At 37.2% G+C, this 26384-nt stretch carries 29 protein-coding genes; 4 read left to right on the top strand and 25 right to left on the bottom strand.

Going from position 1 to position 26384, the window contains the following annotated elements; all coding sequences use genetic code 11:
* Positions 1-9 precede the first annotated feature (9 nt).
* From M3175_RS04215 to M3175_RS04185, 7 genes are all read right to left on the bottom strand, one after another.
* On the bottom strand, positions 10-942 hold the full coding sequence (locus M3175_RS04215) for an LCP family protein (protein ID WP_251515078.1): 933 nt from the start codon (positions 940-942) through the stop codon (positions 10-12).
* Positions 943-1057: 115 nt separating this feature from the next.
* Positions 1058-2539 carry a lmo1851 family serine protease gene (locus M3175_RS04210; RefSeq protein WP_251515075.1) on the bottom strand — a complete coding sequence of 494 codons (1482 nt, stop codon included), beginning with the start codon at positions 2537-2539 and terminating at the stop codon, positions 1058-1060.
* An 80-nt stretch (positions 2540-2619) separates the two neighbouring features.
* The gene (locus tag M3175_RS04205) at positions 2620-3486 is read right to left on the bottom strand and encodes a M15 family metallopeptidase (RefSeq protein WP_251515072.1); all 867 of its coding nucleotides are present in this window, start codon (positions 3484-3486) and stop codon (positions 2620-2622) included.
* 126 nt (positions 3487-3612) lie between these two features.
* Positions 3613-4314 carry a purine-nucleoside phosphorylase gene (deoD, locus tag M3175_RS04200; protein ID WP_160549058.1) on the bottom strand — a complete coding sequence of 234 codons (702 nt, stop codon included), beginning with the start codon at positions 4312-4314 and terminating at the stop codon, positions 3613-3615.
* 104 nt (positions 4315-4418) lie between these two features.
* Complete coding sequence (locus tag M3175_RS04195) at positions 4419-4727, bottom strand: YodL domain-containing protein (protein WP_285852128.1); 309 nt, start codon at positions 4725-4727, stop codon at positions 4419-4421.
* A gap of 123 nt (positions 4728-4850) precedes the next feature.
* Positions 4851-5621, bottom strand: a complete 771-nt coding sequence (locus M3175_RS04190; RefSeq protein WP_251515069.1) for a sporulation protein — start codon at positions 5619-5621, stop codon at positions 4851-4853.
* Positions 5608-6423, bottom strand: coding sequence for a serine/threonine protein kinase (locus M3175_RS04185; RefSeq protein ID WP_251515066.1), 816 nt, complete (start codon positions 6421-6423; stop codon positions 5608-5610). The genes M3175_RS04190 and M3175_RS04185 overlap by 14 nt, the downstream gene beginning before the upstream one ends.
* Before the next feature lie 278 nt (positions 6424-6701).
* Between M3175_RS04185 and M3175_RS04180 the strand changes: the two genes are divergently transcribed.
* Entirely contained in the window at positions 6702-7832 is a 1131-nt protein-coding gene (locus M3175_RS04180) for a DUF2515 family protein (RefSeq protein ID WP_251515064.1), read from the top strand.
* A 61-nt stretch (positions 7833-7893) separates the two neighbouring features.
* On the opposite strand, the gene M3175_RS04175 is transcribed toward M3175_RS04180, so the two are convergent.
* Positions 7894-8067, bottom strand: a complete 174-nt coding sequence (locus M3175_RS04175; protein WP_084361903.1) for a YozD family protein — start codon at positions 8065-8067, stop codon at positions 7894-7896.
* 168 nt (positions 8068-8235) lie between these two features.
* Between M3175_RS04175 and M3175_RS04170 the strand changes: the two genes are divergently transcribed.
* Positions 8236-8400, top strand: a complete 165-nt coding sequence (locus M3175_RS04170) for a hypothetical protein (RefSeq protein ID WP_251515061.1) — start codon at positions 8236-8238, stop codon at positions 8398-8400.
* Here M3175_RS04170 and yodN read toward each other — a convergent pair whose 3' ends face one another.
* From yodN to M3175_RS04155, 3 genes are all read right to left on the bottom strand, one after another.
* Positions 8401-9096 (bottom strand): germination protein YodN, encoded by a 696-nt coding sequence (gene yodN, locus M3175_RS04165; RefSeq protein ID WP_251515053.1) that lies wholly within the window; start codon positions 9094-9096, stop codon positions 8401-8403.
* A gap of 122 nt (positions 9097-9218) precedes the next feature.
* Complete coding sequence (locus tag M3175_RS04160) at positions 9219-9434, bottom strand: YozE family protein (protein ID WP_285852127.1); 216 nt, start codon at positions 9432-9434, stop codon at positions 9219-9221.
* A 114-nt stretch (positions 9435-9548) separates the two neighbouring features.
* Positions 9549-11024 (bottom strand): PAS domain-containing protein, encoded by a 1476-nt coding sequence (locus M3175_RS04155; protein WP_251515027.1) that lies wholly within the window; start codon positions 11022-11024, stop codon positions 9549-9551.
* A 177-nt stretch (positions 11025-11201) separates the two neighbouring features.
* On the opposite strand from M3175_RS04155, the gene M3175_RS04150 reads away from it, so the two are divergent.
* Positions 11202-11735: a helix-turn-helix transcriptional regulator gene (locus M3175_RS04150; protein WP_251515026.1), complete on the top strand. Its 534-nt coding sequence runs from the start codon at positions 11202-11204 to the stop codon at positions 11733-11735.
* 44 nt (positions 11736-11779) lie between these two features.
* Here M3175_RS04150 and M3175_RS04145 read toward each other — a convergent pair whose 3' ends face one another.
* From M3175_RS04145 to M3175_RS04095, 11 genes are all read right to left on the bottom strand, one after another.
* Positions 11780-12061 (bottom strand): YokU family protein, encoded by a 282-nt coding sequence (locus M3175_RS04145; RefSeq protein WP_371321652.1) that lies wholly within the window; start codon positions 12059-12061, stop codon positions 11780-11782.
* Between the two features lie 6 nt (positions 12062-12067).
* On the bottom strand, positions 12068-13495 hold the full coding sequence (gene kamA / locus M3175_RS04140) for a lysine 2,3-aminomutase (RefSeq protein WP_251515025.1): 1428 nt from the start codon (positions 13493-13495) through the stop codon (positions 12068-12070).
* 110 nt (positions 13496-13605) lie between these two features.
* Positions 13606-15006: a sigma-54 interaction domain-containing protein gene (locus M3175_RS04135; RefSeq protein ID WP_251515318.1), complete on the bottom strand. Its 1401-nt coding sequence runs from the start codon at positions 15004-15006 to the stop codon at positions 13606-13608.
* Between the two features lie 58 nt (positions 15007-15064).
* Entirely contained in the window at positions 15065-15934 is an 870-nt protein-coding gene (ablB, locus tag M3175_RS04130; protein WP_371321651.1) for a putative beta-lysine N-acetyltransferase, read from the bottom strand.
* 73 nt (positions 15935-16007) lie between these two features.
* Positions 16008-17282 (bottom strand): peptidase, encoded by a 1275-nt coding sequence (locus tag M3175_RS04125; protein ID WP_251515022.1) that lies wholly within the window; start codon positions 17280-17282, stop codon positions 16008-16010.
* Between the two features lie 26 nt (positions 17283-17308).
* Positions 17309-17950: a 3-oxoacid CoA-transferase subunit B gene (locus tag M3175_RS04120; protein WP_251515019.1), complete on the bottom strand. Its 642-nt coding sequence runs from the start codon at positions 17948-17950 to the stop codon at positions 17309-17311.
* Positions 17935-18627 (bottom strand): CoA transferase subunit A, encoded by a 693-nt coding sequence (locus M3175_RS04115; protein ID WP_251515017.1) that lies wholly within the window; start codon positions 18625-18627, stop codon positions 17935-17937. The genes M3175_RS04120 and M3175_RS04115 overlap by 16 nt, the downstream gene beginning before the upstream one ends.
* The gene (locus M3175_RS04110) at positions 18624-19976 is read right to left on the bottom strand and encodes an aspartate aminotransferase family protein (protein ID WP_251515015.1); all 1353 of its coding nucleotides are present in this window, start codon (positions 19974-19976) and stop codon (positions 18624-18626) included. Before M3175_RS04110 ends, M3175_RS04115 begins: the two co-directional genes overlap by 4 nt.
* Positions 19977-20329: 353 nt before the next feature.
* On the bottom strand, positions 20330-21307 hold the full coding sequence (locus tag M3175_RS04105) for a S66 family peptidase (protein ID WP_251515313.1): 978 nt from the start codon (positions 21305-21307) through the stop codon (positions 20330-20332).
* 68 nt (positions 21308-21375) lie between these two features.
* Positions 21376-22842: an NAD(P)/FAD-dependent oxidoreductase gene (locus tag M3175_RS04100; protein WP_251515013.1), complete on the bottom strand. Its 1467-nt coding sequence runs from the start codon at positions 22840-22842 to the stop codon at positions 21376-21378.
* A 185-nt stretch (positions 22843-23027) separates the two neighbouring features.
* Entirely contained in the window at positions 23028-23189 is a 162-nt protein-coding gene (locus M3175_RS04095; protein WP_251515012.1) for a YjcZ family sporulation protein, read from the bottom strand.
* 179 nt (positions 23190-23368) lie between these two features.
* Between M3175_RS04095 and M3175_RS04090 the strand changes: the two genes are divergently transcribed.
* Positions 23369-23974, top strand: a complete 606-nt coding sequence (locus M3175_RS04090; RefSeq protein WP_251515010.1) for a DUF502 domain-containing protein — start codon at positions 23369-23371, stop codon at positions 23972-23974.
* A gap of 28 nt (positions 23975-24002) precedes the next feature.
* Here M3175_RS04090 and msrB read toward each other — a convergent pair whose 3' ends face one another.
* The 3 genes from msrB to rsgA all read right to left on the bottom strand — a co-directional run bounded on the left by msrB (position 24003) and on the right by rsgA (position 26129).
* A complete protein-coding gene (gene msrB / locus M3175_RS04085) occupies positions 24003-24392 on the bottom strand; it encodes a peptide-methionine (R)-S-oxide reductase MsrB (protein WP_251515311.1) in 390 nt (129 codons plus the stop codon).
* 35 nt (positions 24393-24427) lie between these two features.
* On the bottom strand, positions 24428-24955 hold the full coding sequence (msrA, locus tag M3175_RS04080; protein ID WP_251515009.1) for a peptide-methionine (S)-S-oxide reductase MsrA: 528 nt from the start codon (positions 24953-24955) through the stop codon (positions 24428-24430).
* A gap of 118 nt (positions 24956-25073) precedes the next feature.
* The gene (gene rsgA / locus M3175_RS04075; RefSeq protein WP_251515007.1) at positions 25074-26129 is read right to left on the bottom strand and encodes a ribosome small subunit-dependent GTPase A; all 1056 of its coding nucleotides are present in this window, start codon (positions 26127-26129) and stop codon (positions 25074-25076) included.
* Between the last annotated feature and the right edge of the window lie 255 nt (positions 26130-26384).

The raw sequence follows: 26384 nt of genomic DNA, 5'->3' as shown, positions 1-26384 counted from the left end.
TCAACTTCCCTATTCACTTACCTCTTTTAATAAGAATTCAGAAATAGTGTCCTTATTTCTCTGCATATCCATATTTAATACTTCACCTGCATGCTTAGTATATTTATTTGTGTAGCTATTTTCAACTGGTACTCGTAATGTTTCGACATTTGATACAGGGTTTAGTATAAAAGTGGCTCCAAGTGTTAAGTAATCCTTAAGAGCAATGTCGGTGTCCATATGGTTAGCGACCTCAGTTAAAATTTCTGGCAATTTTACAATTCCATCAAATGAACCAAGTGTTTCAACCGCTTGATCCTTTAAAGAAATAATGACGTCCTGCTGCCTCTTTACTCTCCCAAAATCACTCATTGCATCATGCCTAAATCTTACATAATCTAAGAGCTGTTGACCTTTAAGCACATGCATTCCCGGTTCACCTGAAATACGTAAGTCCTTCATCATTGGTTTTGATACATTTACTTTTAATCCTTGTGGAGCAAGTATGTTTACCACTTCAATAAATCCTTGAAAATCAATCAATGCTACGTGATCAATTTTTACATTGAAATTTTTTTCAATTGTTTCTTTTAATAACTTGTCTCCACCATAAAAATAAGCATGATTCAACTTACTTTTATCATGTCCGGGAATCGTTACATAACTATCTCTCATTAAGGAAACTAGCTTCACCTTTTTGTTTAATGGCTCGTATTTGGCAAGCATAATGGTATCTGATCTTGAGGATGATTCCCCTCTACTGTCAACTCCAAGTAATAAGACATTTACATCCTTTTTATAGGATTGAAATGGACGAAACCGTTTCACTGGCATCTCTTCACTTGTGTTTTCAACGGTTTTATTTTTCATATTGGGTTGATTATTCTCAATGTTCTCTTTCGAGGAGTAATAACCACAGCCTGCTAATAAAAAAATCAGGAAAACGGCCATCATACGTCTCATTGTATTCACCTCGGCTGGAACTTAATTTTATTATCAACTTAAAGATTAGTGTTTGTCGTTTTGTACATTTTTACATAAGAAAAGCTTTCCCGAATAATGGGAAAGCTTTCACTTATTACTTTACTTCTTGTTGTAGAAGTTCTACTGCTTTTTGAACCTGTGGATCGTTTGCTTGAATGAGATCTCTTAGTTTCTCCATTAATAAAATGGTTGACTCACCTTTTAGAATACCTGTTTGCTCAATATTTTGCTGTTTCTGAAATTCAATAACAGCATTTTGAGTGGCTTCATCAAAGTAGCCATCAACTCGACCTGGGTCAAAACCTAGAGCTTTTAACATTTGCTGGGCAGCTTTTACTTGAGTGGAAGCAACGGAGAGTTTTAGCTCCTGCTCTGGATCAACATAAGAAATATTTGCGTATTCCGGCATTGCTACTTCATAATCAGGAACAATTCCTTTTTCATGAATCCAATTTCCTTCTGGGGTTAACCATTTTTCTGTTGTATACTTCATATTCGAACCATCAGCAAAATCTTGAGCTCTTTGTACCGTCCCTTTACCGAATGATTTCTCTCCAACCAAAGGAACGTTTGCTGATTCACTCACCGCTCCTGCTAGTATTTCTGAAGCTGAAGCACTTCCTTTATCAATTAGTACAACTAATGGGATATCTGGGTTTTCCTTTTGTTCTGATTTAACTTCTTCAATATTTCCGTCACGGTCCTCAACCTTAAACAATACTTTTCCTTCAGGGACAAACAAGCTTGAAATAGCCACCGCTTGATTTAGAAGCCCCCCTGGATTTTGCCTTAAATCTAGAACTAGGCCTTTCATCCCTTGGGATTGTAGGTCATTTAAAATCGTAATTAATTCAGTAGAAGTATTCTCAGAGAAAGTCGTTATTTGAACTTTCGCAATCGTATCAGTTACCATTTCTCCGTAGACGGTTTCAATTGGGATCGTATCTCTTACAATTGAAAAGTTAAGCGGTTCTGACACACCAGGTCGCTGTACGACTAGCTTAACCGTTGTCCCTTTTTCTCCACGGATAAGTAATACTGCCTCTGTGGATCCCATTCCTTGAATGTTTTTTCCATCTACAGAAACTACTTTATCGTTCGGCTTTAAACCAGCCTTTTCAGCAGGTGATCCCTTTAAAGGAGACACGATGATAATATAACCATCCTTCTCCTGAATTTCGGCCCCTATCCCTTCAAATGAAGAAGATATACTCTCATGAAAGCTAGATGCTTCTTCTTCATTCATATAGTCCGAATAAGGATCATCTAGTGATTGAAGCATTCCATCAATTGCCCCGTTTACTAGTTTTTTTTCATCAACTTCTTTGAAGTAATTATCTTGGATTGTATCAAAAGCATTGTATAGCTTTTCAAATTCTTTTCTCTCTGTACCGGCAGTCACTACTTTTTCATCACCAAATGCCAGTGCAAACGTAGTAATACCAGCTGCTAAGAAGACCACTAAAAACAACAACATAACGAAATGAAATTTCTTTATTTGTATATAGGCTGATTTACTAGAACCTGTTTGTTCCTCTGGTCGTTGTTCGTTTTCCAAATGCTTCACCACTTTCATTCCATAGGCTTGTTCTTATTGTTTAGAATAACATCTTTGCATTTGTTTTAACAAAGATTTTACTATTTTAAAGTTGTTAATTAAATTTTTTCGACAATATCAAAGTACTCTTCTAGCGTAATATTTTTTTCAAAGATTGTTTGCGCAGCGTCCACACCTACATAACGAAAATGCCAAGGCTCGTATTGATATCCTGTAATGGTTTCCTTTCCCTTTGGGTATCGAAGGATAAATCCGTACTTATGAGCGTTTGACGCCAACCATTTTCCTTCAGTGGTCTCACCGAAACTTTCAGTAAGACCTAAGTTTGCACTTTTTGCTGATATATCCATTGCAAGTCCACTTTGATGCTCACTATTTCCTGGTACGGCAACCACTTGCGCTGCCTTCTCTTCACCGCTCTTTTTTACTTCTGCATCAAATATAAGCTGTTGTCTATCGTATGATCGATATCCGGACACTGCAAATAGTTCTATTCCACTCGCTTTTGCTTCTGCAAACATTTTCTCAAGTGCTACTGCCGCCTCTTGCCTCATTAAACTTTTTTCTATCGTTTGATCTCCGAAGGAAAACGAAACATTCGGTTTCACAAGGTCCGTAGGATTATAGCTCTCCGGTAAAGCAAACATTTTATTTACAAGAGCAAGGACATTCAATGGGTTTTGAATTACTTGTTTTCCATTAACTTCTTTTACATCGTTAAAATAAATGGCCTCTAGAGTAGGTCCTTCAGGAATTTCCTGATCCTGAGTAGACTCTCCTGCATCACCTGTTGTTGAATCACTTTGACCGTTATTTTCCTGCTCAACGATAGGTTTGTTATCCTTCTGTTCGTCCGTCTCTGCTGTTTCTTCCTTGTGATTGTTATTTACGTATGGGATTTTACTAAAATCGCACCCGGATAATAAAAGGGTAATCCCTGCAATAGATAATAAATATTTACGCATTATTTCCACCTATCTTCTTTTTCTAATACAATATTTCTATTTTATCATCAATAAAAAAATGCAGCATCCTTTTTGAAAAAAGAGAATAGAAAAAGCAGCTTCTAATTTTCGAAGCTGCTCTATTTTTTATTGAATGGCTGCATCCAATGCAACAACAATCATGTCATTAAAAGTGGTTTGTCTTTCTTCCGCTGTCGTTTCTTCTCCAGTAAGAATATGATCGCTTACCGTTAGAACCGATAAAGCATTACGATCAAATTTGGCAGCTAATGTATACAGTGCAGCTGTTTCCATTTCAATCGCTAAAATTTGGTATTTTGCCCATTTTTCAAGTTCGCTGTTATCGTTATAGAACATGTCCGCAGTAAAGACGTTTCCTACCTTTAAGTTCAAACCTTTCTCTACACCTACATCGTATGCGCGCTTTAATAGATCAAAGTTCGCAGTAGGAGCATAGTCTACGCCACCAAAAGTTAATCGATTCATTTGAGAGTCTGTTGAAGCACTCATTGCTAAAATCACATCTCTTACTTTAACATCCTTCTGAATCGCCCCACATGTACCCACTCGAATGAGGTTTTGAACATTATAGCTATTCATTAATTCATTTATGTAAATTGAGATTGAAGGAACACCCATTCCTGTTCCTTGTACTGATACTCGTTTCCCTTTATAAGTTCCTGTAAATCCTAGCATTCCTCTAACTTCATTATAACAAGTAGCACCTTCGAGAAAGGTTTCTGCGATATATTTTGCTCGTAAAGGATCTCCTGGAAGAAGAACTGTTTCCGCTATTTCATTTTCTTTCGCGCCGATATGTACACTCATCTGGTATTCACTCCCGTTTTAATTTACAGATATAATATTCACCTAATAAACTATACCATATTTACTCTAAAAATAAAAAACTGCGGAGCGTCTCCACAGTCTTGTTAAAGTACATGAATTCGGCTTATTTTTTTCCAACCACCTGACTGAAGCTGATAGTAACTAGTCCCCTGTCTCCCCTCGTCAATATAAATAATATCCCCTGTTCCCATATAGCGACCTTGATAATCATTTGGAATGCTGTCTTTTACATTAAATATACGAAACACATCTTCTAAAATATGTAGATGTGAATGGCCCGTTATATTCATACGGTACACTTGTTTATACCCTTTAGTCTGCCTGAATTTGGGTGTTTGAAAGATCATTACTTCATACGTTTTCTTTAATAGCCTGCTCCGTTCCTTTAACAACCTCAAGCCCCCCTTTTTAATCCACTCCCTTTTTGATTAGACTTTTACACTGTCGAATCCTTCATCAAAAAAACACTTTTTTTGTCGAGTTACTTCTTTGACAAAAAAAGCGTTGTAGTAAAGTTAAGAATATTGTCTAATAATGGACTCAAGCTTTGATTTTAGAATCGGAAGATCGCTACTATGGATACTCAAATGAATATTTGTTTCATCCATTTCAAGAGCCTCTGCTAAGAATCCACCTAATCCTCTTGCTTTTCGGTCTATTTGTAAAGCAAGATCCATTTGCTCATCTGATTGCGGAAAGAATATCACTTCTAGCTCATCTAGTTTGCCTCTAAAAGATCCTGAAACAGCGACGAATTCAAATTCCTGCGCAAAGGGTAATCTTCTTCTTTTTCGGTATGGAAGTTCTTCACAATCTGCCTCTCTCAAACGAAAACCTAGTTCAGCAATTGTATCTAATACACCTTTCATTAGTCGATTAGGGACTACATTAATATAATCCTTGTCTGAAGGATCAACAGCATTTTTAATATCTAATCCCGTTTCTACCCATACTTTTGTTCGCCCAATGCTAATTGGAGTATCAAACGGCACCCTAATAACAAATGGGATTTCTTTTGTCTCATTTGCTCCAATTGTAACTGATTGAGTAAGGCGGAACCTCTCAATATCCCCTTTGACGATATGCTTTTTATCATCTGACTCTCTTAAATAGTTTGTATGTAGATTCAGATAAATATCATCAATTAGCTGTTCAAGCTTTCCACCCTTTATTTGTACAATCCCTCTGATTTCCTCACCTGGTACGAAGACGTCTTTTTCAAGCTTCGTATCTACCGTTGCTGAGCCAATCCCAATACTTGCAAATACTTTATTAAAAAGTGACATGTTTTTTCCTCCCTTTATTCACTGCATGTAAGAAACAAGTTTTAAGTTCATTATACGTTTCAAAAGGTTCCTCTACTTGAAGTAATCTTTTGATTAACTGTTTGGTTTCTAATGACAATGATAACTCTTCGTCCCATGGTCGCTCCTTTTCACTACCATTTGTTTCATAATTAGAATAAAGCAAAAACAGAAGAAAATGGCCTAGCTGAAAGTAATCAGCCTGAGGAGATATCTCGCTTTTAAGTTCCCTCTTTTTATTGTCAGCATGTGACAACCATTTCGCCAATCCAAAATCTATTACTTTTAAGTCCTCTCCCTCAAGCATTAAATTTGGAATTCTTAAATCTCTATGGACAATGCCTTTATGATGAAGATACTCAATTCGTTCAAGAAGCTTCAATCCATATGCCAAAGACTCTGCTTCGGTAAATTTTTGTCCGTCGGTAAAAATAAGCTGTTCAAATGTTTTCCCTTGGATATACTCCATTGTAAAAAAAGGAACCCTTCCCCACATCCCTTCATCAAAAACAGTAGGAAAGGAGGTATGTTGTAAGCTTTTCAATAGGTCAATTTCATACTGATGAATTCGTAATCCCTTTTTCGTAATCCTTTTATGAAATCGAACTAGCTTTAAAACAACCTTTTTTTCTAAGTAGGAATCATAAACAAGATAACTATGGCCATAGCTGCCCATGCCTAAAAATTTTTCTATTACATAACGCTCATTGATTTTCTCTCCCTCAGCTAGCTCCTTATCAATTAACGAAGAGAAGGCCAAGACAACAGGTTTAAAAAGCATCATGTTTTAGTACCTTTTTTCATATATGATATTAACTGCTAAAAAAGCTTTTCGAGCTAAAAAAGCTGCTTTTATGTTTTCTTTTGTAATGTGCATGACCGTAATGGCTCTGTTTATGCATATTCCGACGCTTGTAATAATCACTTGAACTATACTTTCGATGATGAGAACTTCCCAATATTGACTTTAGAATTTTTTTTAACATCACTTAATCCCCCTAATGGTTGATATAAATATATACGTTACTTTAGCTGGAAGGTTTCATAGAAAGGCGGCAAAACATGAATTTTTCTTCTATTCCTTTTTTGGGAATTCTTCATGAAAAAATTTCCCACTGGACGCTTCCATTGATAAGACGTAAAGAGATATATAGTTTAAAGGAAAAAACAAAGATTATCGAACAATTAAACATGCTTTCCTCTTCGCCGATCCTTTTTACAAATCAAAAAGAAAAAGACATCGTCGCACAAATTACAAAAGAAACCCTTATGTGCAACAAAAATAACATCACGAGAACCCAAGCATATTATGAGTTTTTCACCAGAAATCAAGAAGTTCACTGGTCCTTTCTGGCACATATCGTGTCCCGTAATGGAGGATATTACATGACCGACTTAAAGAGTGATTATTTAAAGGACTTCCTATCAGAGTCTCAATTAAATCGCTACTTTTTATTCCTCGAACGATCAAATGCATTCATTTTTCAAGATGCCTTTCCACAATTACTTCTTTATGAACACAGTAAGAGAATAGGAAAACCACTTTTTCACCTTCTATCTGCATTTCATGTATCAACATTTATGCAACCCTTTTGGAACGAATTCTATCTAAAAAAGAACTCAAAGGGAATAACCGTAGCCATGATTATTAATGAACAATTTATGTTAGAGGAACGAGTAATTAAAGGAATTTATGATTCAACTTCTCTTCTTCAGGAGCTCCCCTACAAATTACAAGAAAATCTTGGATTTACAACGATCTTTATTCCTTACAAACTTTCAAAAAAATACCGGTATCGCCTAAGCGGAAAGAAGGTAAAGGATTTTGAACTTGTGAAAAAGCGAGTTGAACTAGGGAAGGAGCTTTATCAAATATTATTCGAAGAACGATATATTTCAGAAACCATTAGATTTGCTCACAATCACCCGCACACAGGTTCTAGAAGCGACTATTGGGATTTCCTCTTTACGAAGCTTAAGAATGCCAATGAAAAGCTGTTTAGTCCTACCCTTGAAAGTGTTTGGGATGATGTAGCACATAAGTATCCCAATAAAGTTGACTGGTTTCAGCAAAAGGTAGATGTTTTATCGTTTTTCAATGATCTTCCAGAGGTGACCAACTATGATTTAACGTTAGTCGCGTTGCGTCATTATCTTTTGTATTCTGCCCTCGACAATATTTCTGAATCATAGTGAAAGGACGAAGCTAATCACTTCGTCCTTTCTATTGGGGTTATACAATGATTTTCATAAGCTATTCATCTTCGATTTCTTCATCTATAATGCATTTTTCGATTAAGTATTCGAAAGTAATATCAGCGAGTTCTTCCACTTCGCCTTCTGAGGGTACATAGCCCCTCTTCATCAACTCTTGAAAGAAAAACTCTGCTATTTCATCTGTGTCGATGAATACCTCAATCTCCTTCATTGACTCGCCCCCCTTTTGTTCAAAATGTATGATGCATAAAGTCTTTTCATGCTAATTCCCTTAAAAATACGGTACCTTTGTTCAAATTTTCTTTTCCTATGTTTGGAATGTTCTACGTTGGACAAGCATAAAGATGAAATACAAACAAAGATTATAGGAGGAGTTCTTATGACAAACTTTACAAAGCTGCTTCAATCATTTAGTGAGGATATTAATAGTGAAGAAAGTGTTGTAATGAATTCATTTGAGAAGATTACGTCTTTCTTTTATCAAGGAGCTATTTGGACAGGAATTCCGCTTTTTATTTATTTCTTCTTCTTTTTTTCAAAATGATTACACATTGCTTTTTCCATCGTTCGTCTTTAATTGTTGAAGTTTTTTTAATACTAGTTTCATGACTTTTACATATTCGTCGTCATGAAACATTTCATACAAAATACGATAGTCATTATACAAGTCTAATAAAGCATCAATCATTTCACTTGATTGTTTTTTTTCATTTAATATTTCTCTTTCCGCTTTTCTATAGACATTTTTTGGTTCAGGTAGTTTAAGAGTCTTTTTCTTCTTATCTAGTGAATACAATAGTCCAAGTTTTTTTATAAACGTATCTGCGCTATCGGCATCGGCAATCAGCGTTAACTCATCTTCATTCACTTCTAGCCATTCCCCATCACTGATACGTGAGAGCTCATAAATGACGTCCTCCCATGCATCCTCTTTATAACGCCAGATTTCTGTTCGAAAACCAACTACCTTAAACAAATCTGCCCCATAACCTTTCACCTGGACAAGATCACCAATAAAAAACTTGTATTCTATATCAATCTCTTCTCTTTCGATCGGATCACCTTCATAATCGGAAAGCATTTGGAGACTTGATTCCATGTATAAACCTTCACTCTTATTTATTTCATATACATACATGCCATCAAGCCACTTAAGATTTGTTACTTTGCCTACCGTACCATACATGGTGACCACGACAGTATCACCGATTTTAAACTTTGGTTTTTTTCTTTCACTCATGTCAATGGTTCACCTCAAATGTTTGTCTAAAGTTTTGATTACAATAGTATATGCAAGCAATAAAAAAACGTCTCTTTATAGAAGAGACGTGTCAACCCTTTTTATTTTAATATGCTTATGACCTAGTCATTTATATATAAATCCCATGCATCATCAAATACAGCCATGCTCTCTAAGTAAGGGCCATTTAACTCCAAATAGGAGGATAATTCACTGTAATCCGTTGATGTCTTCGGAAAGCTATGATCTACATAGGCATCATTAGCAAATCGACTAATGGCATCCTTTGGTGCTGGATGTCTATATTTCATTAGGAAGTGATAGAACGATTTTCTCAAAATTTAGGACACGCCTTTCACAAATGGTTTCCCTGTAACCTTACTATAGGTATTTTGGAAAAGGCAAGTCTTTTACATGTTCAGCTGAGTCCCACAGCTATTGCACACCAAAATCTACTTACAGGTAAGACCTTTATATGGTAAAGATACATCAATCATAGTACCTTTATTTTCTTTACTTTGAATAAATATTTTACCGTTATGCATTTGAATAATTTTAAAGCAGACCATTAGCCCTAATCCATTTCCTTTTTCTTTTGTTGTAAAAAATGGTTCTCCAAGCTTTTTGACTTGATCTTCTGGTATCCCTTTTCCCTCATCTATGAAGGTGATTTGCACTTTATTATTATTAATAAATACCTTTATTTTTATGGTACCTCCATCAGGCATTGCCTCGATGGCATTTTTAATAAAATTAAGAAATACTTGCTTAATCATGTGTTCTTCACATTCTACATATACATCCTCATTTTCACAAACCAACTCGATCACTACATTATTTAAATTAAGTTCAGATTCAAGAAATTTACATACCTTTGTAATGATAGGGATCAAAGACGTTCGTTTCAAATGAATTGTTTGCGGCTTTGCTAAAACCATAAATTCTCCTACGATAAAATTGATTCGTTCAATTTCTTCTAGTAAAAGAGTGTAATATTCCTTCTTCTTAACATCACTTTCCATACTATTTAAGAATATAGTAAATCCCTTTAGTGTAGTTAACGGATTTCTAATCTCATGTGCAATACCTGCTGCCAGTTCACCAATTGCTGAAAGCTTTTCAGACCTTAGCAACATAACTTCGGCCTTTTTTTTGTCAGTTATATCATGTTGTATAGAAACATATTGGTAGGGACTCCCCTGTTTATTAAAAAAGGGAACTATGGTTGATTGTACCCAGTAAAAGGTACCATCTTTTGCTTTGTTTTTAATTTCACCTTTCCAAACTTCCCCACGTTTAACTGTTTTCCATAAACATTTAAAAAAATCTTTTGAATGATGATTTGAGTTTATTTTTCTAAGGTCCTTACCAATAAATTCATCCCGATCATACTTTGAGATTTCACAAAATGTATCATTTACATAAGTGATACTTCCTGTAATATCTGTAATAGCAATAATTGATGAATCATCTAAGGCATTTTTAATATCCTGTAATTCTTTATTTGAATTTTCCAATTCTTTAAGAGTTTCCTGTAACGTTTCTTCCGTTTTCTTTCGGTCTGTTATATCAGTTTGAACGAATACATATTGATAAGCTTTTCTCTGTTCATTAAATAAAGGGATGATAGTTGTATTAACCCAATAAAAAGTACCATCTTTTGCTCTAGTTTTTATATCACCTTTCAATACATTACCACTACTAATAGAATCCTCTAACCCATAAAAAAAATCTCCATAGAGAAAAGTAGAGTCAAAGATTTGATATTTTTCTCCAATTAATTCTCCATAGTTATATTTGGATATCTCACAAAATTTGTGATTAGCATATTTAATATACCCACTGCTGTCTATAAAGGCTATGATTGTGGTAGAATCTAAGGCAAATATAATATCGTTTATAATTTCTTTAGAATAGTTACTAATCAAAAATCTCTCACTCCCAATAAAAGGATTGTAATAAATGTTAACGATATTAAGAGACAATACCTTCTACTTAAGAAGATTTTTTCTATAAATTCCCTTTTATAAAACAATCTTACTATATTATGGTTTTATAAAATGTGGCTAATTGCCACATTTTATAGTTCAGAAAGGAATATTAAAATGAGAAATTGGTTAAAGAAGATAAGAAAAGAAAGGGGTTTTACACAAGAGGAAGTTGCATCTAAAGCTTTTATTAACAGAGCTTTTTATACTCAAATTGAAAATGGACATCGTGATCCAAGCTTTGAAGTTGCAAAAAGTATTGGAAAAGTTTTAGGTTTTAGTTCCTCAGCTTTCTTTACAAAAGAGTTTAGTGAGCCTTTCCAAATAGCTATGAAAAATTCTCCTATGATTATTGCCCACTGCAATAAAGAACTAAAATACACATGGATATTTAATCCTCATCCAGATTTCAACCCAAATAGTAGTATTGGAAAAAGAGATGATGAACTTGCGATGAATCAAGGTATTCTTGAATTAATGGATCTCAAAAGAACCGTGATAAAAGAAGGAATCAAAATAAAGAAGAAAATTTGCTTTCCATTGTCCGATGGTACCCATTGTTATTATGTTTTCGGTGAACCACTTTTAAATGAGAAGGAGGATATTATAGGGGCTGTTACCGCTTCAATGGATGTTACCGACCTATTTTAAGAGTATAAATGGCACTCACTTCTGAGTGCCATTTATAAATAAAACTAAGAAGAAAAATCAAAATAATTTCTCTTCAACAATCTAGGTAATTCAAATAGTGCATTAAAACTTATTGAACTACCAATATTTTTTGTATCCACTAAAAACAACTGATCCTCTATTTCCTTGATCACCTTTTCTTCCTGATAGACCATTTCACATTCCATACAGATAATGGCAGGTGTTTTAGTAATTTCAATTGCCCTTGATCCATCTGGTAGTTCCCAATATACAGAGCTTTCACCGACCTTTGCCTTCCCTTCACACCACTCGCATTTCATATCCACTAATCACTACTCCTTTACCGTTTTGTCTGTTTCTTGAGTAGAGAGTCCGCCAGATTTTTGTTGCTGTGCCTGGAATTTTTTCTCTTTCAATTCATCACGCTTTTGACGTTTATCCTTTAACGAAGAGTGATTCTGGTCTTCTTGATATTTTTCTCTTCTGTCCAACCGCTGTAAATCTTCCGGGACGAGGTTGAACTTGCTGTCGTTCATAAGTGCAGAAATTCCTACTTCTGATTTGTACTTTTCATAGTCAGAATATACACTCTTGAAATAATCCTCTGCTCTACCAGAAACATAGTTCTGAGGCTCCGGATAAGATGTGATGACCCCTTCAAAGTTGCGTAAGATCACTTTATCCGCACTTTGTGAAATCAGATAATTCGGTTGAAGTGCAATCTTTCCTCCACCACCTGGAGCGTCGACCACAAAGGTCGGTACAGCGTATCCAGATGTGTGGCCACGTAGCCCTTCAATGATTTCTAACCCTTTTGAAACAGGTGCTCGGAAATGGCCGATGCCTTCTGAAAGGTCACATTGGTATATATAATAGGGGCGAACTCTTATCTTTACTAAATCGTGCATGAGCTTTTTCATGATTGGGACTGAATCGTTAATACCTGCTAGGATCACTGATTGGTTTCCGACAGGTACTCCTGCGTTCGCAAGCATTTCGCACGCCTTTTTAGATTCCTCTGTAATTTCAATTGACGTATTAAAATGAGTATTTAACCAAACTGGGTGGTACTTTTTTAAAATATTACACAGATTTTCTGTGATTCGCTGTGGAAATACAACTGGTGCTCTAGTACCTATTCTTATGATTTCAACGTGATCGATCTCTCTTAAATTCTTTAAGATATATTCAAGTACATTATCATTGATCAAAAGTCCATCTCCACCAGAAATGAGAACATCTCTTATTTGTGGTGTATTTCTTATATAACTGATTGCACCGTCTAATTGCTTTTTCGGGACTCCCATCCCGATTTGACCGGAAAAGCGGCGTCTCGTACAGTAGCGACAATACATGGAGCATTGGTTTGTCACGAGAAATAATACTCGATCAGGATAACGATGTGTCAAACCTGGTGTTGGGGAATCTTCATCTTCGTGGAGAGGATCCTCCAGATCGTATCTTGTTTTAACAATCTCTTGTGAAATAGGAACAGACTGCATTCTAATCGGACATCTTGGATCATCCGGGTTCATTAATGATGCATAATATGGAGTAATATTAAGTGGAATAGTTTTTGTTGAGATTTTTACTCCTTCTTCTTCTTCAGGGGTTAGGTTAATCACTTTGCGTAAATCATCCAATGTTCGAATCGTGTTTGTCAGCTGCCAAATCCAATCATTCCACTGCTCTTCCGTAACATCCTTCCAAAGCTCTATCGAAGACCAATGACGATCTGGTTTATATAATGAATATTTCATTCTTCATTCCTCCCAAACATGCTTTACATAAACCATGCAAGTTTTGTGCCAAGATTAAAATTAATGAAACAGAAGAGAATAATGCACTTCTACATACAAAAAGGTGCCGATTACTCGGCACCTTGCAGCTCGTACTTTTGAATTTTGTATTGAAGGGTTTGTCTTGGAATTTGCAGCAGTTTGGCAGCTTGCTTAATGTTTCCACTCGTTTGCTCGAGAGCTTCACAAATCATATTCTTTTCAAACTCCTCGATTTGCCCCTTTAGAGAATACCCACTGAGGACTTTCCTTTTAGCAGAGGTATTTCCTTTCATCATGGCAGGTAGATGTTCTATACCCAAACTTGTTTCTTCACAAACATTCATCATATATTCGATGGTATGCTTGAGTTCACGAACATTCCCTGGCCAATCATAGGATTGAAAAATGTTCATCACTTCAGTAGACACACCTTGTATTTTTTTATGAAGAACGTGATTATAATGATCGAGAAATTTAATTGATAAAAATGCAATGTCTTCTGGTCTTTTTCTAAGCGGCAATAGCTCAAACGTTAATACATTTAACCGGTAAAAGATGTCCGTTCTTATCAGCTTTTCTTCCAGTGCTTTACTCGGATGCACATTCATTGCAGCAATTACCCGAACGTCTACCTGGATACTTTTCGAAGAGCCAATACGCCGAATCATTCCGTCTTCAAGAACACGTAATAGCTTAGCCTGCAAATCAATCGGCATGGCATGAAGCTCATCCAAAAACAGAGTCCCCCCATCCGCAAGCTCAAACAATCCAGGTCGATCAACTGCTCCCGTATAACTCCCTTTTGCTGTGCCAAAGAGAATGCTCTCGAGTAAAGTTTCTGGAATGGCAGCGCAATTTTGAACAATAAAAGGGGCATCTCTTCGAACAGAGGCGTCGTGTATCCCTTGAACAAATAATTCTTTCCCCGTTCCACTTTCGCCATAAACTAATATTGATGATTGCGATTTTGCTAGCTTATATGCTTCTCTTTTTATTTGAAGGAACTCATTATTTTCTGTAAGTAAATCATCTAAAGTATACTTAACAATGCTTTTGCTTTTTTTCTTCGGATGTATCTCTTGTTTTTCCTTTTGTAAATCTAATAATTGTTCAGACAATCTTTTAATGCTGGAATAATCCTTTGCTATTTCCATCGCGCCAAAAAAATCGCCATGTACACAAATAGGAATCGTTGAATTAATCGTTTCAATCTTTTTTCCATGAATATTGGAATATGATTGAGCCACATTCACAATTTCTTTTCGAGACTTTAATACTCTTAATAACGTGCTCGTTTCTTCTGTTAACGATGGAAACACTTCCAATAACGGCTTCCCTATTACTTCACCCACGGTTAATCCATCGTGCTGCGCGGCCACTTCGTTATAAAAAATCGTCTTGCCGTTTAGATCTACAACGTGAATACCCTCATCAACGCCCTTTAAGATTTCCGTTACTACTTCGATGGAAATACTGCTTGTCTCAAACATCATCATCACCCACCTAAAGCATATATATGCCTAAGTGCCGAAAAACTGTCACTATAAATTAATTTTCGGCAGCTTGGTAGGTGGATAAATTTTTCACCCAAACATTCATGTCTTCCAGCTTATCAAAAATGTAACAATTGTTCGTTAACCGTCCTCGGTATTGATAGCCTAATTGGTGGAGAACGGCATTCATTCCAAAGGAGAGCGACCTTGCTATAGAGTAAGAACAATAGATTTGATGTTGATATAAATCTTCTTCAAGCTTTTTCAAAAGGATTTTCATTAATCCAAATTTCCGGTGTTCCTTCTTAGTCGCACAATCCGTTAATTCTGCGTTTCGAAACATGTGATTCACTTCTGCAGATGCGGCACTAATTATTTCGTTTTGAAACATAAAGGCATAGTAGATGGTTCCTTCTTTCATTGTCTTCTTCACATATTCGGGATCATGTAGGGGAGTAGGATAAATTTGAAATACCTCTCGATACAAATCAGAAAGCATTTCCGCTTTCTTCTCACCTACTTTCATAATCTTGTAATCTGCTGGCGGCATAATCACTTGTGATGACCTTTTTAGATGCTGAACAGAAGCAATGATATCTTCTTCTACTTGGAGATGAGCGGTACAAGCTCTGTCCTGCAGAAGATATTTACAAAAAAAATATCCATCTGATCCTAAAAAATACCCATCTATGATGGCTTCATTCCGATATCCTTTTTCTAAAAATATTTTGTAGTCCTCAAGTTTCCCTTTAATTATGATTTTTTCACTTTGTTCCTGTTTTGCAATTTCTTCGGAGGTTTGGATGACAAGATAGGGGTCCCCAACATAATGATCCACTCGTACACGCTTATTAAAAACGTCCATGTAAACTTCGAATCGAATCCCACTTGTCTCAACGGTACGAAAAGCTGGCAATTGATTCAACATATCTCCTCCTAAAGGGAAAGCCCAACCAAATACTTGGTCAGACTTTCTCCATTTTTTCCATACAAGTTATCTAATCACGTCTACTTACTTCACACCAATTCAGGATGGTAGTAGCAATGATATCCGCACTGGTAAATAAATCTTCTAAAATAATATATTCATTCGCGTCATGAGCGACTTCAGTTACACCTGGACCGAAAATTACCACTGGAATATCTCCAATTTTTGATAGAACTCCTCCATCTGTCCCCCATGGGGAAGCTTCAATAACAGGATTGGATCCCATAACTTCTCGAAACGATGACTCTAGAGTTGTAAGTAACGGATGTTCTATTTCTAAATCACCTGGGATCCACCTTCCACCAAACCATTCCACCGTAGTTGGATAGTCTTTAAACCAACTGTCCTTCGTTTCGAGCTCCTGCAATGAATGTTCTAGTTCAGCCTGAACGGAAGACATTTTTTCGTCGGGTGCTACACCAATTCTCCCCTCAATTATACAAATATCTGGAACGGAGGATGGCCAATCCCCGCTATGAATTTTTCCAATATTTATCGGGATGGGAATCGGTATATTTTTATACAATGGATCTACAATTCTACTATTCCGAACCCTTTCTAGCTCATTTAATTGATTGATTACCAATATTCCTTTTTCAATTGCATTTACTCCTTCGTATCTAGTACCACCATGTGCTGAGCGTCCTTTAACTGTCACACGAAACCACATTGAGCCTTGCTGCTTTGGAAAGATTTTTAGGTTGGTAGGCTCAGGAATAATCGCTCCATCCGCCCGATATCCCCTTAGCACGGCAGCCAAGGTTCCCGCACCTCCACTTTCTTCTTCTATCACACTCTGGAAGATAATATCACCTTTCAACTGAATGTCCGCTGCAATAATCGATTCCATCGCAAGAAGTAGGGCAACCGTTCCTCCCTTCATGTCTGTGGAACCACGACCATATAATCTTCCCTCTTCAATAAAGCCGCTAAAAGGGTCATTCTTCCACTCAGCCAAGTTATTTTCTGGTACCACATCAATATGACCGTTTAGAATTATTGATTTGCCATTTCCTGTACCCTTCAAAAGGCCAACCACATTCGGATTCCCAGTATAATCCTTTCGATCCGAGCAGTAAGTAGGATGGTTCATAAGGTTCTTATCACCAATCTCCCAAATATCGAGCTGAAGACCTAGTTCTCTACATTTTTCAATAATGATTGCTTGAGCAGCCGCTTCCTTCCCCCTTACACTTCCCTCTTGTACTAGCTTTTGAAGAAGTCTAGTTGCATGTACGCGATTTCGTTTTATCCACTTTCTAACTTTGCGAAGCTCCTCATCCATCCCTCTTCGCCCCTTTATCTATTGTGTTACTTACATAAAAATGTGCAATCGGTAGACTCTCGAACTTGTTCCAATGTATATGGTTTAAAAACCTCACTTAAAACTAATCCTTTATCAGTCACATGAAAGACGGCCATATCCGTAATAATCATATCCACACATGCCCGTGAGGTTAATGGAAATGAGCATTCTTTTACAATTTTGCTATTTCCCGCTTTATCCGTATGGTTCATTAATACGATTACTTTTTTCGCTTTCTGTGCAAGCTCCATCGCACCGCCCATACCAGGTATTTTTTTACCCGGAACAATCCAGTTCGCTAAATCCCCTTTTTCACTTACCTGCAATGCTCCTAAAATGGTGATATCCACGATTCCCCTACGTATCATTCCAAATGCAATGACACTATCACAGTAAGAACCACCACTAACTAAGCTAACAGGGTATCCTCCAGCATTACAAAGGTTTTCATCCTCTTGCCCATGTTCTGGTGAAGGTCCCATCCCTACAATTCCATTCTCCGCATGAAACATGACATTTATTTCAGATGGTAGGTGATTCGGAACAAGCGAGGGAATGCCAATCCCTAAGTTGACCACCATGCCTTCTTTTATTTCTGCCGCAGCTCTTCTTGCCATTTGATCACGGATACTTATTCCCATACCCATTTCCAGTTCACCCCTTCCGTCGGTACAATATAATTGACAAACACTCCAGGCGTGACGATTTCATCGGGATGAAGTTCACCCACTTCAACGATTTCTTCCACCTCTGCGATGGTAATATCTCCAGCCATCGCTACCAAAGGATTGGTATTTCTTGCACTTTTATCATAAATAAGGTTGCCGTATTCATCTGCCTTTTTCGCATAGACAATCGATATTGGCGCACTTAATGCTGTCTCTAATAAATAACTTTTTCCCTTAATTACAACTTTCTCTTTATTGGTTGACACAAATTCACTGTCCATTCCTATATCTGTTAGAAAAGCTGGAATGCCTACGCCACCCGCTCTAATTCGCTCTACTAACGTTCCTTGAGGTGAAAATTCGACTTCAAGAATTCCCTCAGTCATTAGTTGTCCTGCAACAGGATTGGATCCAATATGAGAAGCAATGACTTTTTTTACCCGTCCGTTTGCCACAAGCCTCCCAATCCCTATATGTGGAAATCCAGTATCGTTCCCAATAAGGGTTAAATCCTTAATCCCTTTATTGACCATTCCTTCAATAATAGATGGCGGAGAACCAACCCCTCCAAAACCACCAAACATGATGGTTCCACCGTCATGAAATAAATCTAATACTTTTTCTACCGTCGTAATTTTATTGAATTGATTTTTCATGATTTATCTCCCCCCTCTAACCTTTCATTGGAAAAGTCTAGGAAGGTTTTACGCAGAAGAATGATTAATTCGTCAATCTCACCCTTGGAAATCGTTAGTGGGGGAGCAAGGATGATGGCATCACCATGAATTCCGTCAAGTCCAGCAGCTGAAGGGTAAAGCAGTAAGCCATTGTTGGCCCCAAGCTGAATCATTTTATTTGTAACTTGATCTTCTCTTGGAAAAGGCTCTTTATCCTCAACTGATTGAACAAATTCAATCCCGATTAACAATCCTTTTCCTCGAATATCTCCAATAAATGAGAATTCTCGTTTTAGTTCTTGCAGATGATGAAACAGATAAAATCCCTTAAATTCAACCTGCTCTATAATTCTATTATTTTGTAAATATTCCATGACCGCTAGCGCAACCGCACATGACTGCGGATTAGCACTTAGGGTGTGACCACTCATTATACTTTTGGTTCCAATTAAGATTGGTTCCATCACTTTGTCACTGACCAAAGCAGCAGCAATTGGTGCATAACCTGCTCCCATTCCTTTACCGAGTGCCACTATATCAGGTTCGATTCCCCAATGCTCACTAGCTAGCATTTTGCCTGTCCGTCCAAATCCAGTCATGACTTCATCTGCAATAAACAGAATTTGATGATGTTCACATATTTCTTTTATTACTTTGTAATATCCTTCAGGTGGTGAGATGGCCCCACCTGCTGCCCCAATCACTGGCTCTGCAATAAAAGCAGCAATTTGGTCTGCTCCTATTTTTTCAATCACATTTTCCAGTTCAGTGGCACAGGCAAACTTACAGGAGGTGGGCTCTAAATTATATGGACATCGGTAACAATAAGGAGGATGTATAGAGGGAAAATCCTCAAGTAGAGGCACAAACCTTGCTCTCCTTAACGTATGACCTGACATTGATAACGCACCAAGCGTGATACCATGATAGCTAACCCAGCGAGAAAGGACTTTATTTTTGGTTTTAACTCCTTTTTCCTGCCAATACTGTATCGCTATTTTCATAGCAGTCTCTGTAGCTTCTGAGCCACTATTTACAAAAAAACTCCAGTTCAAAGACCCAACACATTGTTCTGCTATTTTTTCAGCAAGTGCTTCCGCTGCTTCACTAGTAAACTGCGATCGGTAGACAAAGGACACCCGCTTTGCTTGTTGAACCATCGCATCGATAATATCAGTTACACCGTGACCGATATTTGCTGTTACCGCACCGGATGAAGCATCGATATACTTCTTCCCTTCCTTGTCATATAAATAAATGCCTTTCCCATAATCTATTGTTGGATAGACCGCATCAAGCAACGGTTTAATTAAATATGAATGCTCCAATTGACTCCCCCGTTTCATACCAGCGTAAGCAATGCTTTATAAGATTGTATGAGTAAGAAGGGGAAATCTTTCTATTTATTGCTTTTCAAAATTATTTATGGAGTTCTAATAAAATGTAGGGGGCTGAAAAAGTTTCCCTGATAAGGTACAGATGTCTTTTTCAAAAAAAGAGGCATATGAAGGACGTTTCTTCTGGTTTCATAAGGGCTAACGGTCTTCATCGCACTTATGAAGGACGTTTCCTCTGATTTTTTAAGGGCTAACGGTCTTCATCCGTCTTATGAAGGTCGTTTCTTCTGATTTTTTAAAGACTAACGGTCTTCATCGCGCATATGAAGACCGTTAGCCCATTCTTATGATTGTTCAATCTGAATAAAGCAGCTACCTTGTTTCGCTTCAATGGTTGCTTTTCCACCGATGGGAAGTGTCGCAATTGGACTAACATGTCCAAAGTTCACGTTTGCTATAATCGGTATATGTGAAAGCTCTCTTTTAGATGAAATGATTTTCCTTAAAGCTTCTTCGGTTACTTGGGAATCCTTTTGAAATCTTCCAATCACTATCGCTTGAATATCATAGGCATCTGGGAGGTGAAGGAGAGATTGCAGGTCCCTGTCGAAGGTGAGTGCATGTGATTCGTCATCATCTTCAATAAACAGGACACTCCCTTTTAGCGACGGCATAAACTCAGTTCCTTGAAGAAGATTCATTGTACACAGATTCCCCCCTATAATGGTTCCCTCTGCCCTTCCTTCCTGAAGGATAAGATAATCCTTTTGTTCATGGAAAGTACGATCTTCTTGGTCTAAATACCAAGGATCATCACTCCAAAATTCGGAGGGTACAATTTCATATGGTGCATCATTGGTGATTGCTTCAATAAAGGAAGTCATCGTGTACTCCAAGCCATGTTTCATCCCAAAAGTAGAAAAATGTGGACCAGAGTAAGTGATCAATCCAGTCTTTTGATAAATAGAAAGGTTTAATGCGGTAATATCACTATAGCCAATAAATACTTTAGGGTTGTTTTTAATGATATCAAAATCGATATATTTGAGCAGTTGATTGGCGTTATATCCGCCGATTGCTGTAAATACCCCTTTTACATTAGGGTCCAAAAATGCGTCATGCAAATCTTCAATCCGCTCTTTAATTGACGTACTAAAAAACTCGTCGTGAGTATGTACATGTTTCCCAAACGTCACATGAAACCCTAATGCTTCTAGTCGATTTCGAGCAATTTCAACTTGTTTTTCCTTAATAATTGCCATGCTTCTAGAAGGCGAAATGACTCGAACTTCATCACCTGGTTGTAAACGTGGTGGAACAATCCCCATTGAATCCTTCCCCTTTTCTGATAGATAAATAGAACCTGCCATGAATTGACAGGTTCTTCTTATTATACCAAAACTGGTTCAGTGTTTGTTTGTTTAGTTGATTTCGCAACGATATCTCTAGCAATCCAAACGCCACACGCACTAGCTTGAGCCAGTCCACGAGTGATCCCTGCTCCGTCTCCACCAACATAAAGCCCGCTAATTTCCGTTTCAAAACGATCATTTAGCTTTGGACGTGCAGAGTAAAACTTCGCTTCCACACCGTAGAATAATGTGTGCTCAGATGCAAGTCCTGGCGATACATGATTTAGCGCTTCTGTCATTTCAATTAAACTCTTCAGAGTATTATATGGAAGCACTAACCCTAGATCTCCCGGTACCGCTTCTTTAAGTGTTGGCTCTAAAAAGCCCTCTTTAATACGCTTTTCAGTGGAACGACGTCCTTTTAAAATATCTCCGTACTTTTGCACAATTAATCCACCGTTAGATAAACTATTGGCTAGTCTAGAAATCTCGTGTGCGTACTCATTTGGCTTATCAAAAGGATCTGAGAATGTATGAGATACTAGTAGAGCAAAGTTCGTATTTGGACTACCTAATTTCGGGTCCTTGTATGCATGACCGTTCGCTAACATGATTCCAGAGTGATTCTCAACAACAACATGTCCTGAAGGATTGCTACAGAATGTTCTTACTCGCGTACCAACCGAAGTATTAAACGTAAATTTCCCTTCATACAGATGCTCATTAATTTCTTCCATGACAATATTTGATGTTTCTACACGAACACCAATATCGACTTGGTTATTAATCATTTTTAAACGTCTTGATTTTAGCAACTTAGCCAGCCATACTGAACCGTCACGTCCTGGAGCAACCACTACTTTTTCGGCAGATAAGCTCTCACCAGACTTTAATTTAATTCCAGTTACCTTATGACCATCTGGCGTTTTTTCAGTAATTAAATCCTCAACTTCTGCCTTGTAGACCATATCAATCTTTGTTTTTAAGTATTCGTAAATGCTTTGAAGAATTTGTAGATTTTGTTCTGTCCCTAAGTGTCTTACTTGAGCACGTAGAAGCTTTAAACCAGCAGCATATCCACGTCTCTCGATATCTCTAACTTTATCAGTTAAAGGGTCAGTGATACTTTCTGTTGCTCCATGGTCGAGGTTGATCCGGTCCACATAATTTATTAAATCAACAACCTGTGAATCTGGTAAATAATCCGTCATCCAGCCACCAAATTCACTTGTTATATTAAACTTTCCATCTGAGTATGCCCCAGCTCCTCCAAATCCATTGGTAATGGAACAGGCAGGTAGACACCCAGCAAATTCCTTCCTACCAGCAGCTGGTGGACATTTATCAATTTTTTTTTGTAAAATCGGACAGTTTCTTTTATATATGTCGTGACCTTTATCAATAAGTAAAATGGATGCTTCCGGCATTTTCAATGTAAGTTCATAACATGTAAAAATCCCAGCTGGACCTGCTCCAACAACGATAACATCATAATTTGTTTTCAAGGTATTCCCTCCGAGGCTACTATCTATATTCGTATTTTCATTAACCATGTGTAAATATACCAAATATAGATTATTCAGTCAACAATAAATACGAACATTTTTAAAATGGATAAAAATAATGTTCGTATTTTTAATAGATATATAAACAAAAGCTCGAGCAACTATCGCTCGAGCTTTTGTTTATATTAGCATCCTTTTCCGTAGAAGCTCGCACCGATGATGATGAGTAGAATGAAAAGGACAACGATTAATGCAAAACCGCCACCATATCCACATCCAACTGGTCCAACTGCTGCAGGGTACCCGTAACCAGGGTAACAAGGGTCACATCCATGTCCGTAATGCATAAGTTTATACCTCCTAATTAAGCTTTCCTTTTACACTATCCACGATATGTAGTAGGTTCTTGTCCCGTATGTGTATATGCCCATTTTTCTCGAAAAAGTTTAGGCGGTCAGTGTATCTCTTGTCAAAAGCGATTAAACATTGTAATGTTTTTATATTAAGAGGTTAGGAGTTAAATAAAATGAAAAGTATATTAAAGAGCTTTGTGAATGGTATTTTAACAATCGTACCAATTATCCTCGTGATTTATGTAACATATAAAACCTTCATGTTTTTAGACGGACTATTAGGTGGATTCCTAAAGCAGTACTTTAAAGAGTCATATGTTCCAGGTATCGGAATTTTGGCAACCTTAGTATTAATTACCATTTTAGGTTATTTGTCTACGAAGTTTGTAACAGGTACTATCTTTCGAATCATTGACAGGTTATTAGAGAAAATTCCTTTCGTGAAAACTGTTTATTCGGTTATAAAAGATACTGTCCATTCCTTCTTAGGTGAAAAAAAATCCTTCTCGAAGGTGGCACTTGTAACCGTTCCTGGTACAAATATGAAGAGCCTTGGGTTTGTGACAGCAGAGGATCTTCAAGTTTTTTACGAACCGTTAAGCGATTTTATCGCTGTGTATGTCCCACAAACCTTTCAAGTTGCTGGATTCACCTTTTTAATCAAGAAAGAGGATGTTGAATTTATCGATGTGAAACCGGAAGATGCGATGAAATTTATCCTTTCTGGTGGCATGACCTCGAAAAAAACAACATTAATAGAAGCTCAAAAAGAAAGGTAAAAGCCGCATATGGCTTTTACCTTTTGATTTATGAAAATAAAGCTTTGTACTTACCGTATCCCTTTTCATCTAGCTCCTCAACGGGAATAAATTGAAGTGCTGCTGAGTTGATACAGTACCTTAGCTTCGATGGCCCTGGTCCATCATCAAACACATGCCCAAGATGAGAATCTGCAGATTTACTACGAACTTCTGTACGAATCATAAAATGACTGCGATCCGTTTTTTCAATAATTTCTTCCTCGTCGATAGGCTTTGTAAAACTCGGCCATCCACATCCCGCGTCATATTTATCCTTCGAACTAAAGAGTGGCTTACCTGAAACAATATCTACATAAATACCGTCACCAAACTGATCCCAGTATTCATTTCGAAACGGCGGCTCCGTCCCATTTCTTTGGGTTACTTCATATTGCATAGGTGTTAATCTTTCTTTCAAATCTCCATCCTTTGTCACTGGTCATCCCCCCAAGCTTTCTTAATAAAGGCAGCACGCCCAGACCCCTCAGAATATCTTCCATATCGTACGGGGTTCTTCTTATAAAATTGCTGATGATAATCTTCAGCGGCATAAAACTCTTTTGCCGGTAAAATTTTTGTTGCGATAGGCCTTGAAAAACGACCACTTTGCGCTAATTCTAACTTAGATTGTTCAGCTAATACTCTTTGTTCTTCGTCATGATAAAAGATTGCCGTTTCATACGATTGCCCTCGGTCATAAAACTGGCCACCAGGATCGGTTGGATCAATTTGTTGCCAGTATACGCTTAAAAGCTTTTCATAAGAAAATATTTCAGGATCATACGTAATTTGTACTGCCTCGTAATGCCCCGTTGTTTCTCGGCACACTTCTTCATAAGTAGGGTTTTCCTTATGTCCCCCTGTATAGCCACTGATGACAGAAATAATCCCTGGCTGTTCATCAAACGGCTTTACCATACACCAAAAGCATCCACCAGCAAATGTTGCAAGTCTCTCCATAAGGCACCTCTTTTCAAATAACTCATACATATATAGAGTATTTCATTAAGACTTTCAATGCAAACAAGGAGCTTACATACAGTAAAAAACCCCTTATAAAAAGAGGTTTTTGGAAGAATCACCGTTTTTGTTTTATTTGTTTATTAATCTTTTTCCACTTTTTCTTTTCATCTGATTGAGCTCTTTTATCTAGCTTTCGATCCAGATAAGCCAGTTCTTTTTCCAGCTTCTTAAAGCTTTGTAAGCGCCCCAAATCCATTACTCCTTCTTCGATAGAAGCGACAACTGCACAACCAGGCTCATCTTCATGCTTGCAGTCTCTAAATTTGCAATGATTCCTAAGCTCATGAATATCAGAGAAGCTTTCAGCCATTCCAGCTTCTCCTTCCCAAAGCTGGATTTCTCTCATACCCGGTGTATCTATTAATAATGATCCGTTCGGTAAAACAACAAGTTCTCTATGGGTTGTTGTATGACGTCCTTTATCATCAGCATCTCTTATACTTTGAATTTTTTGCTTTTCTGCGCCAAATAAATAATTGGTGAGTGTTGATTTACCGACTCCTGACGACCCTAAGAGAGCCACCGTTTTACCTGGCAACAAATGGATCTCTAGTTTTTCAAAGCCGATACCTGTTACCGCACTTATCACAACAATTGGTACACCTAGAGCAACACTTTCCACTAGCTTTACCTTCTCTTGAACATCCGAGCATAAATCTGCTTTCGTTAGAACAATGACCGGACTTGCACCACTTTCCCAAGCTAAAAGCAAGTATCTTTCCATTCTGCGTAAGTTTAAATCATCATTTAGAGAGTTAACCAAGAAAACGGTATCCACATTCGTAGCGACAATTTGTTCTTCCGTTACATTTCCTGCTGTCTTTCGTGAAAATTTGCTTTGTCTCGGAAGAATGGCTTGGATTATTCCCTTTCCTTCATCAACACTAGGCTTAATAACCACCCAGTCACCAACTGCAGGAAAATCCTCTCTTTTTTCAGCTTGAAAGACAAATTTACCTGAAATCTCACAAAGCAATTCTCCATGCTCCGTTAACACACGATACATATGCTTATGTTCTAATGCAATTCTCCCTACAATCACTTGATTAGTATCAAAAGCAGAAAATTCCTGTTCAAAAAATTGATTATATCCGATTGTTTGTAAATTCAACTTTTATCCTCCTAAAGTACATATTAAAAAAACCATAGGCATACACAGCCCATGGTTTTTACCGTACGAATAGGAATAGATAAACGACCATTATCTAGTCACTGATTGGGCTGTGTGAAATTGACAAGAAACACTATAAACAATGCTTGATTTCATCATCACACAACACCACCTTTTATATAATATTTGTATTATAATCCATATTCAGGAATTTGTAAACCAATAAAACAAACATAGGCACCTCTTCTATCTTCA

The organism is Robertmurraya korlensis, from assembly GCF_023715225.1.
GTDB lineage: Bacteria > Bacillota > Bacilli > Bacillales > Cytobacillaceae > Robertmurraya_A.
Note: the sequence above shows the minus strand (reverse complement) of the source record. Positions and strands in the feature narration are given on the sequence as shown.

Bases quoted from the DNA above. Each gene is read 5' to 3' on its own strand.
- M3175_RS04215 (WP_251515078.1), bottom strand. From the start codon at position 942: ATGAGACGTATGATGGCCGTTTTCCTGATTTTTTTATTAGCAGGCTGT.
- M3175_RS04115 (WP_251515017.1), bottom strand. From the start codon at position 18,627: ATGAAAAATCAATTCAATAAAATTACGACGGTAGAAAAAGTATTAGAT.
- yodN (WP_251515053.1), bottom strand. From the start codon at position 9,096: ATGAGTGAAAGAAAAAAACCAAAGTTTAAAATCGGTGATACTGTCGTG.
- M3175_RS04125 (WP_251515022.1), bottom strand. From the start codon at position 17,282: ATGGATGAGGAGCTTCGCAAAGTTAGAAAGTGGATAAAACGAAATCGC.
- M3175_RS04170 (WP_251515061.1), top strand. From the start codon at position 8,236: ATGACAAACTTTACAAAGCTGCTTCAATCATTTAGTGAGGATATTAAT.
- M3175_RS04090 (WP_251515010.1), top strand. From the start codon at position 23,369: ATGAAAAGTATATTAAAGAGCTTTGTGAATGGTATTTTAACAATCGTA.
- M3175_RS04185 (WP_251515066.1), bottom strand. From the start codon at position 6,423: ATGATGCTTTTTAAACCTGTTGTCTTGGCCTTCTCTTCGTTAATTGAT.
- M3175_RS04175 (WP_084361903.1), bottom strand. From the start codon at position 8,067: ATGAAGGAGATTGAGGTATTCATCGACACAGATGAAATAGCAGAGTTT.
- M3175_RS04180 (WP_251515064.1), top strand. From the start codon at position 6,702: ATGAATTTTTCTTCTATTCCTTTTTTGGGAATTCTTCATGAAAAAATT.
- deoD (WP_160549058.1), bottom strand. From the start codon at position 4,314: ATGAGTGTACATATCGGCGCGAAAGAAAATGAAATAGCGGAAACAGTT.
- M3175_RS04135 (WP_251515318.1), bottom strand. From the start codon at position 15,006: ATGTTTGAGACAAGCAGTATTTCCATCGAAGTAGTAACGGAAATCTTA.
- M3175_RS04210 (WP_251515075.1), bottom strand. From the start codon at position 2,539: ATGAAAGTGGTGAAGCATTTGGAAAACGAACAACGACCAGAGGAACAA.
- kamA (WP_251515025.1), bottom strand. From the start codon at position 13,495: ATGAAATATTCATTATATAAACCAGATCGTCATTGGTCTTCGATAGAG.
- M3175_RS04150 (WP_251515026.1), top strand. From the start codon at position 11,202: ATGAGAAATTGGTTAAAGAAGATAAGAAAAGAAAGGGGTTTTACACAA.
- msrB (WP_251515311.1), bottom strand. From the start codon at position 24,392: ATGCAATATGAAGTAACCCAAAGAAATGGGACGGAGCCGCCGTTTCGA.
- M3175_RS04095 (WP_251515012.1), bottom strand. From the start codon at position 23,189: ATGCATTACGGACATGGATGTGACCCTTGTTACCCTGGTTACGGGTAC.
- M3175_RS04190 (WP_251515069.1), bottom strand. From the start codon at position 5,621: ATGTCACTTTTTAATAAAGTATTTGCAAGTATTGGGATTGGCTCAGCA.
- M3175_RS04205 (WP_251515072.1), bottom strand. From the start codon at position 3,486: ATGCGTAAATATTTATTATCTATTGCAGGGATTACCCTTTTATTATCC.
- msrA (WP_251515009.1), bottom strand. From the start codon at position 24,955: ATGGAGAGACTTGCAACATTTGCTGGTGGATGCTTTTGGTGTATGGTA.
- M3175_RS04120 (WP_251515019.1), bottom strand. From the start codon at position 17,950: ATGGGTATGGGAATAAGTATCCGTGATCAAATGGCAAGAAGAGCTGCG.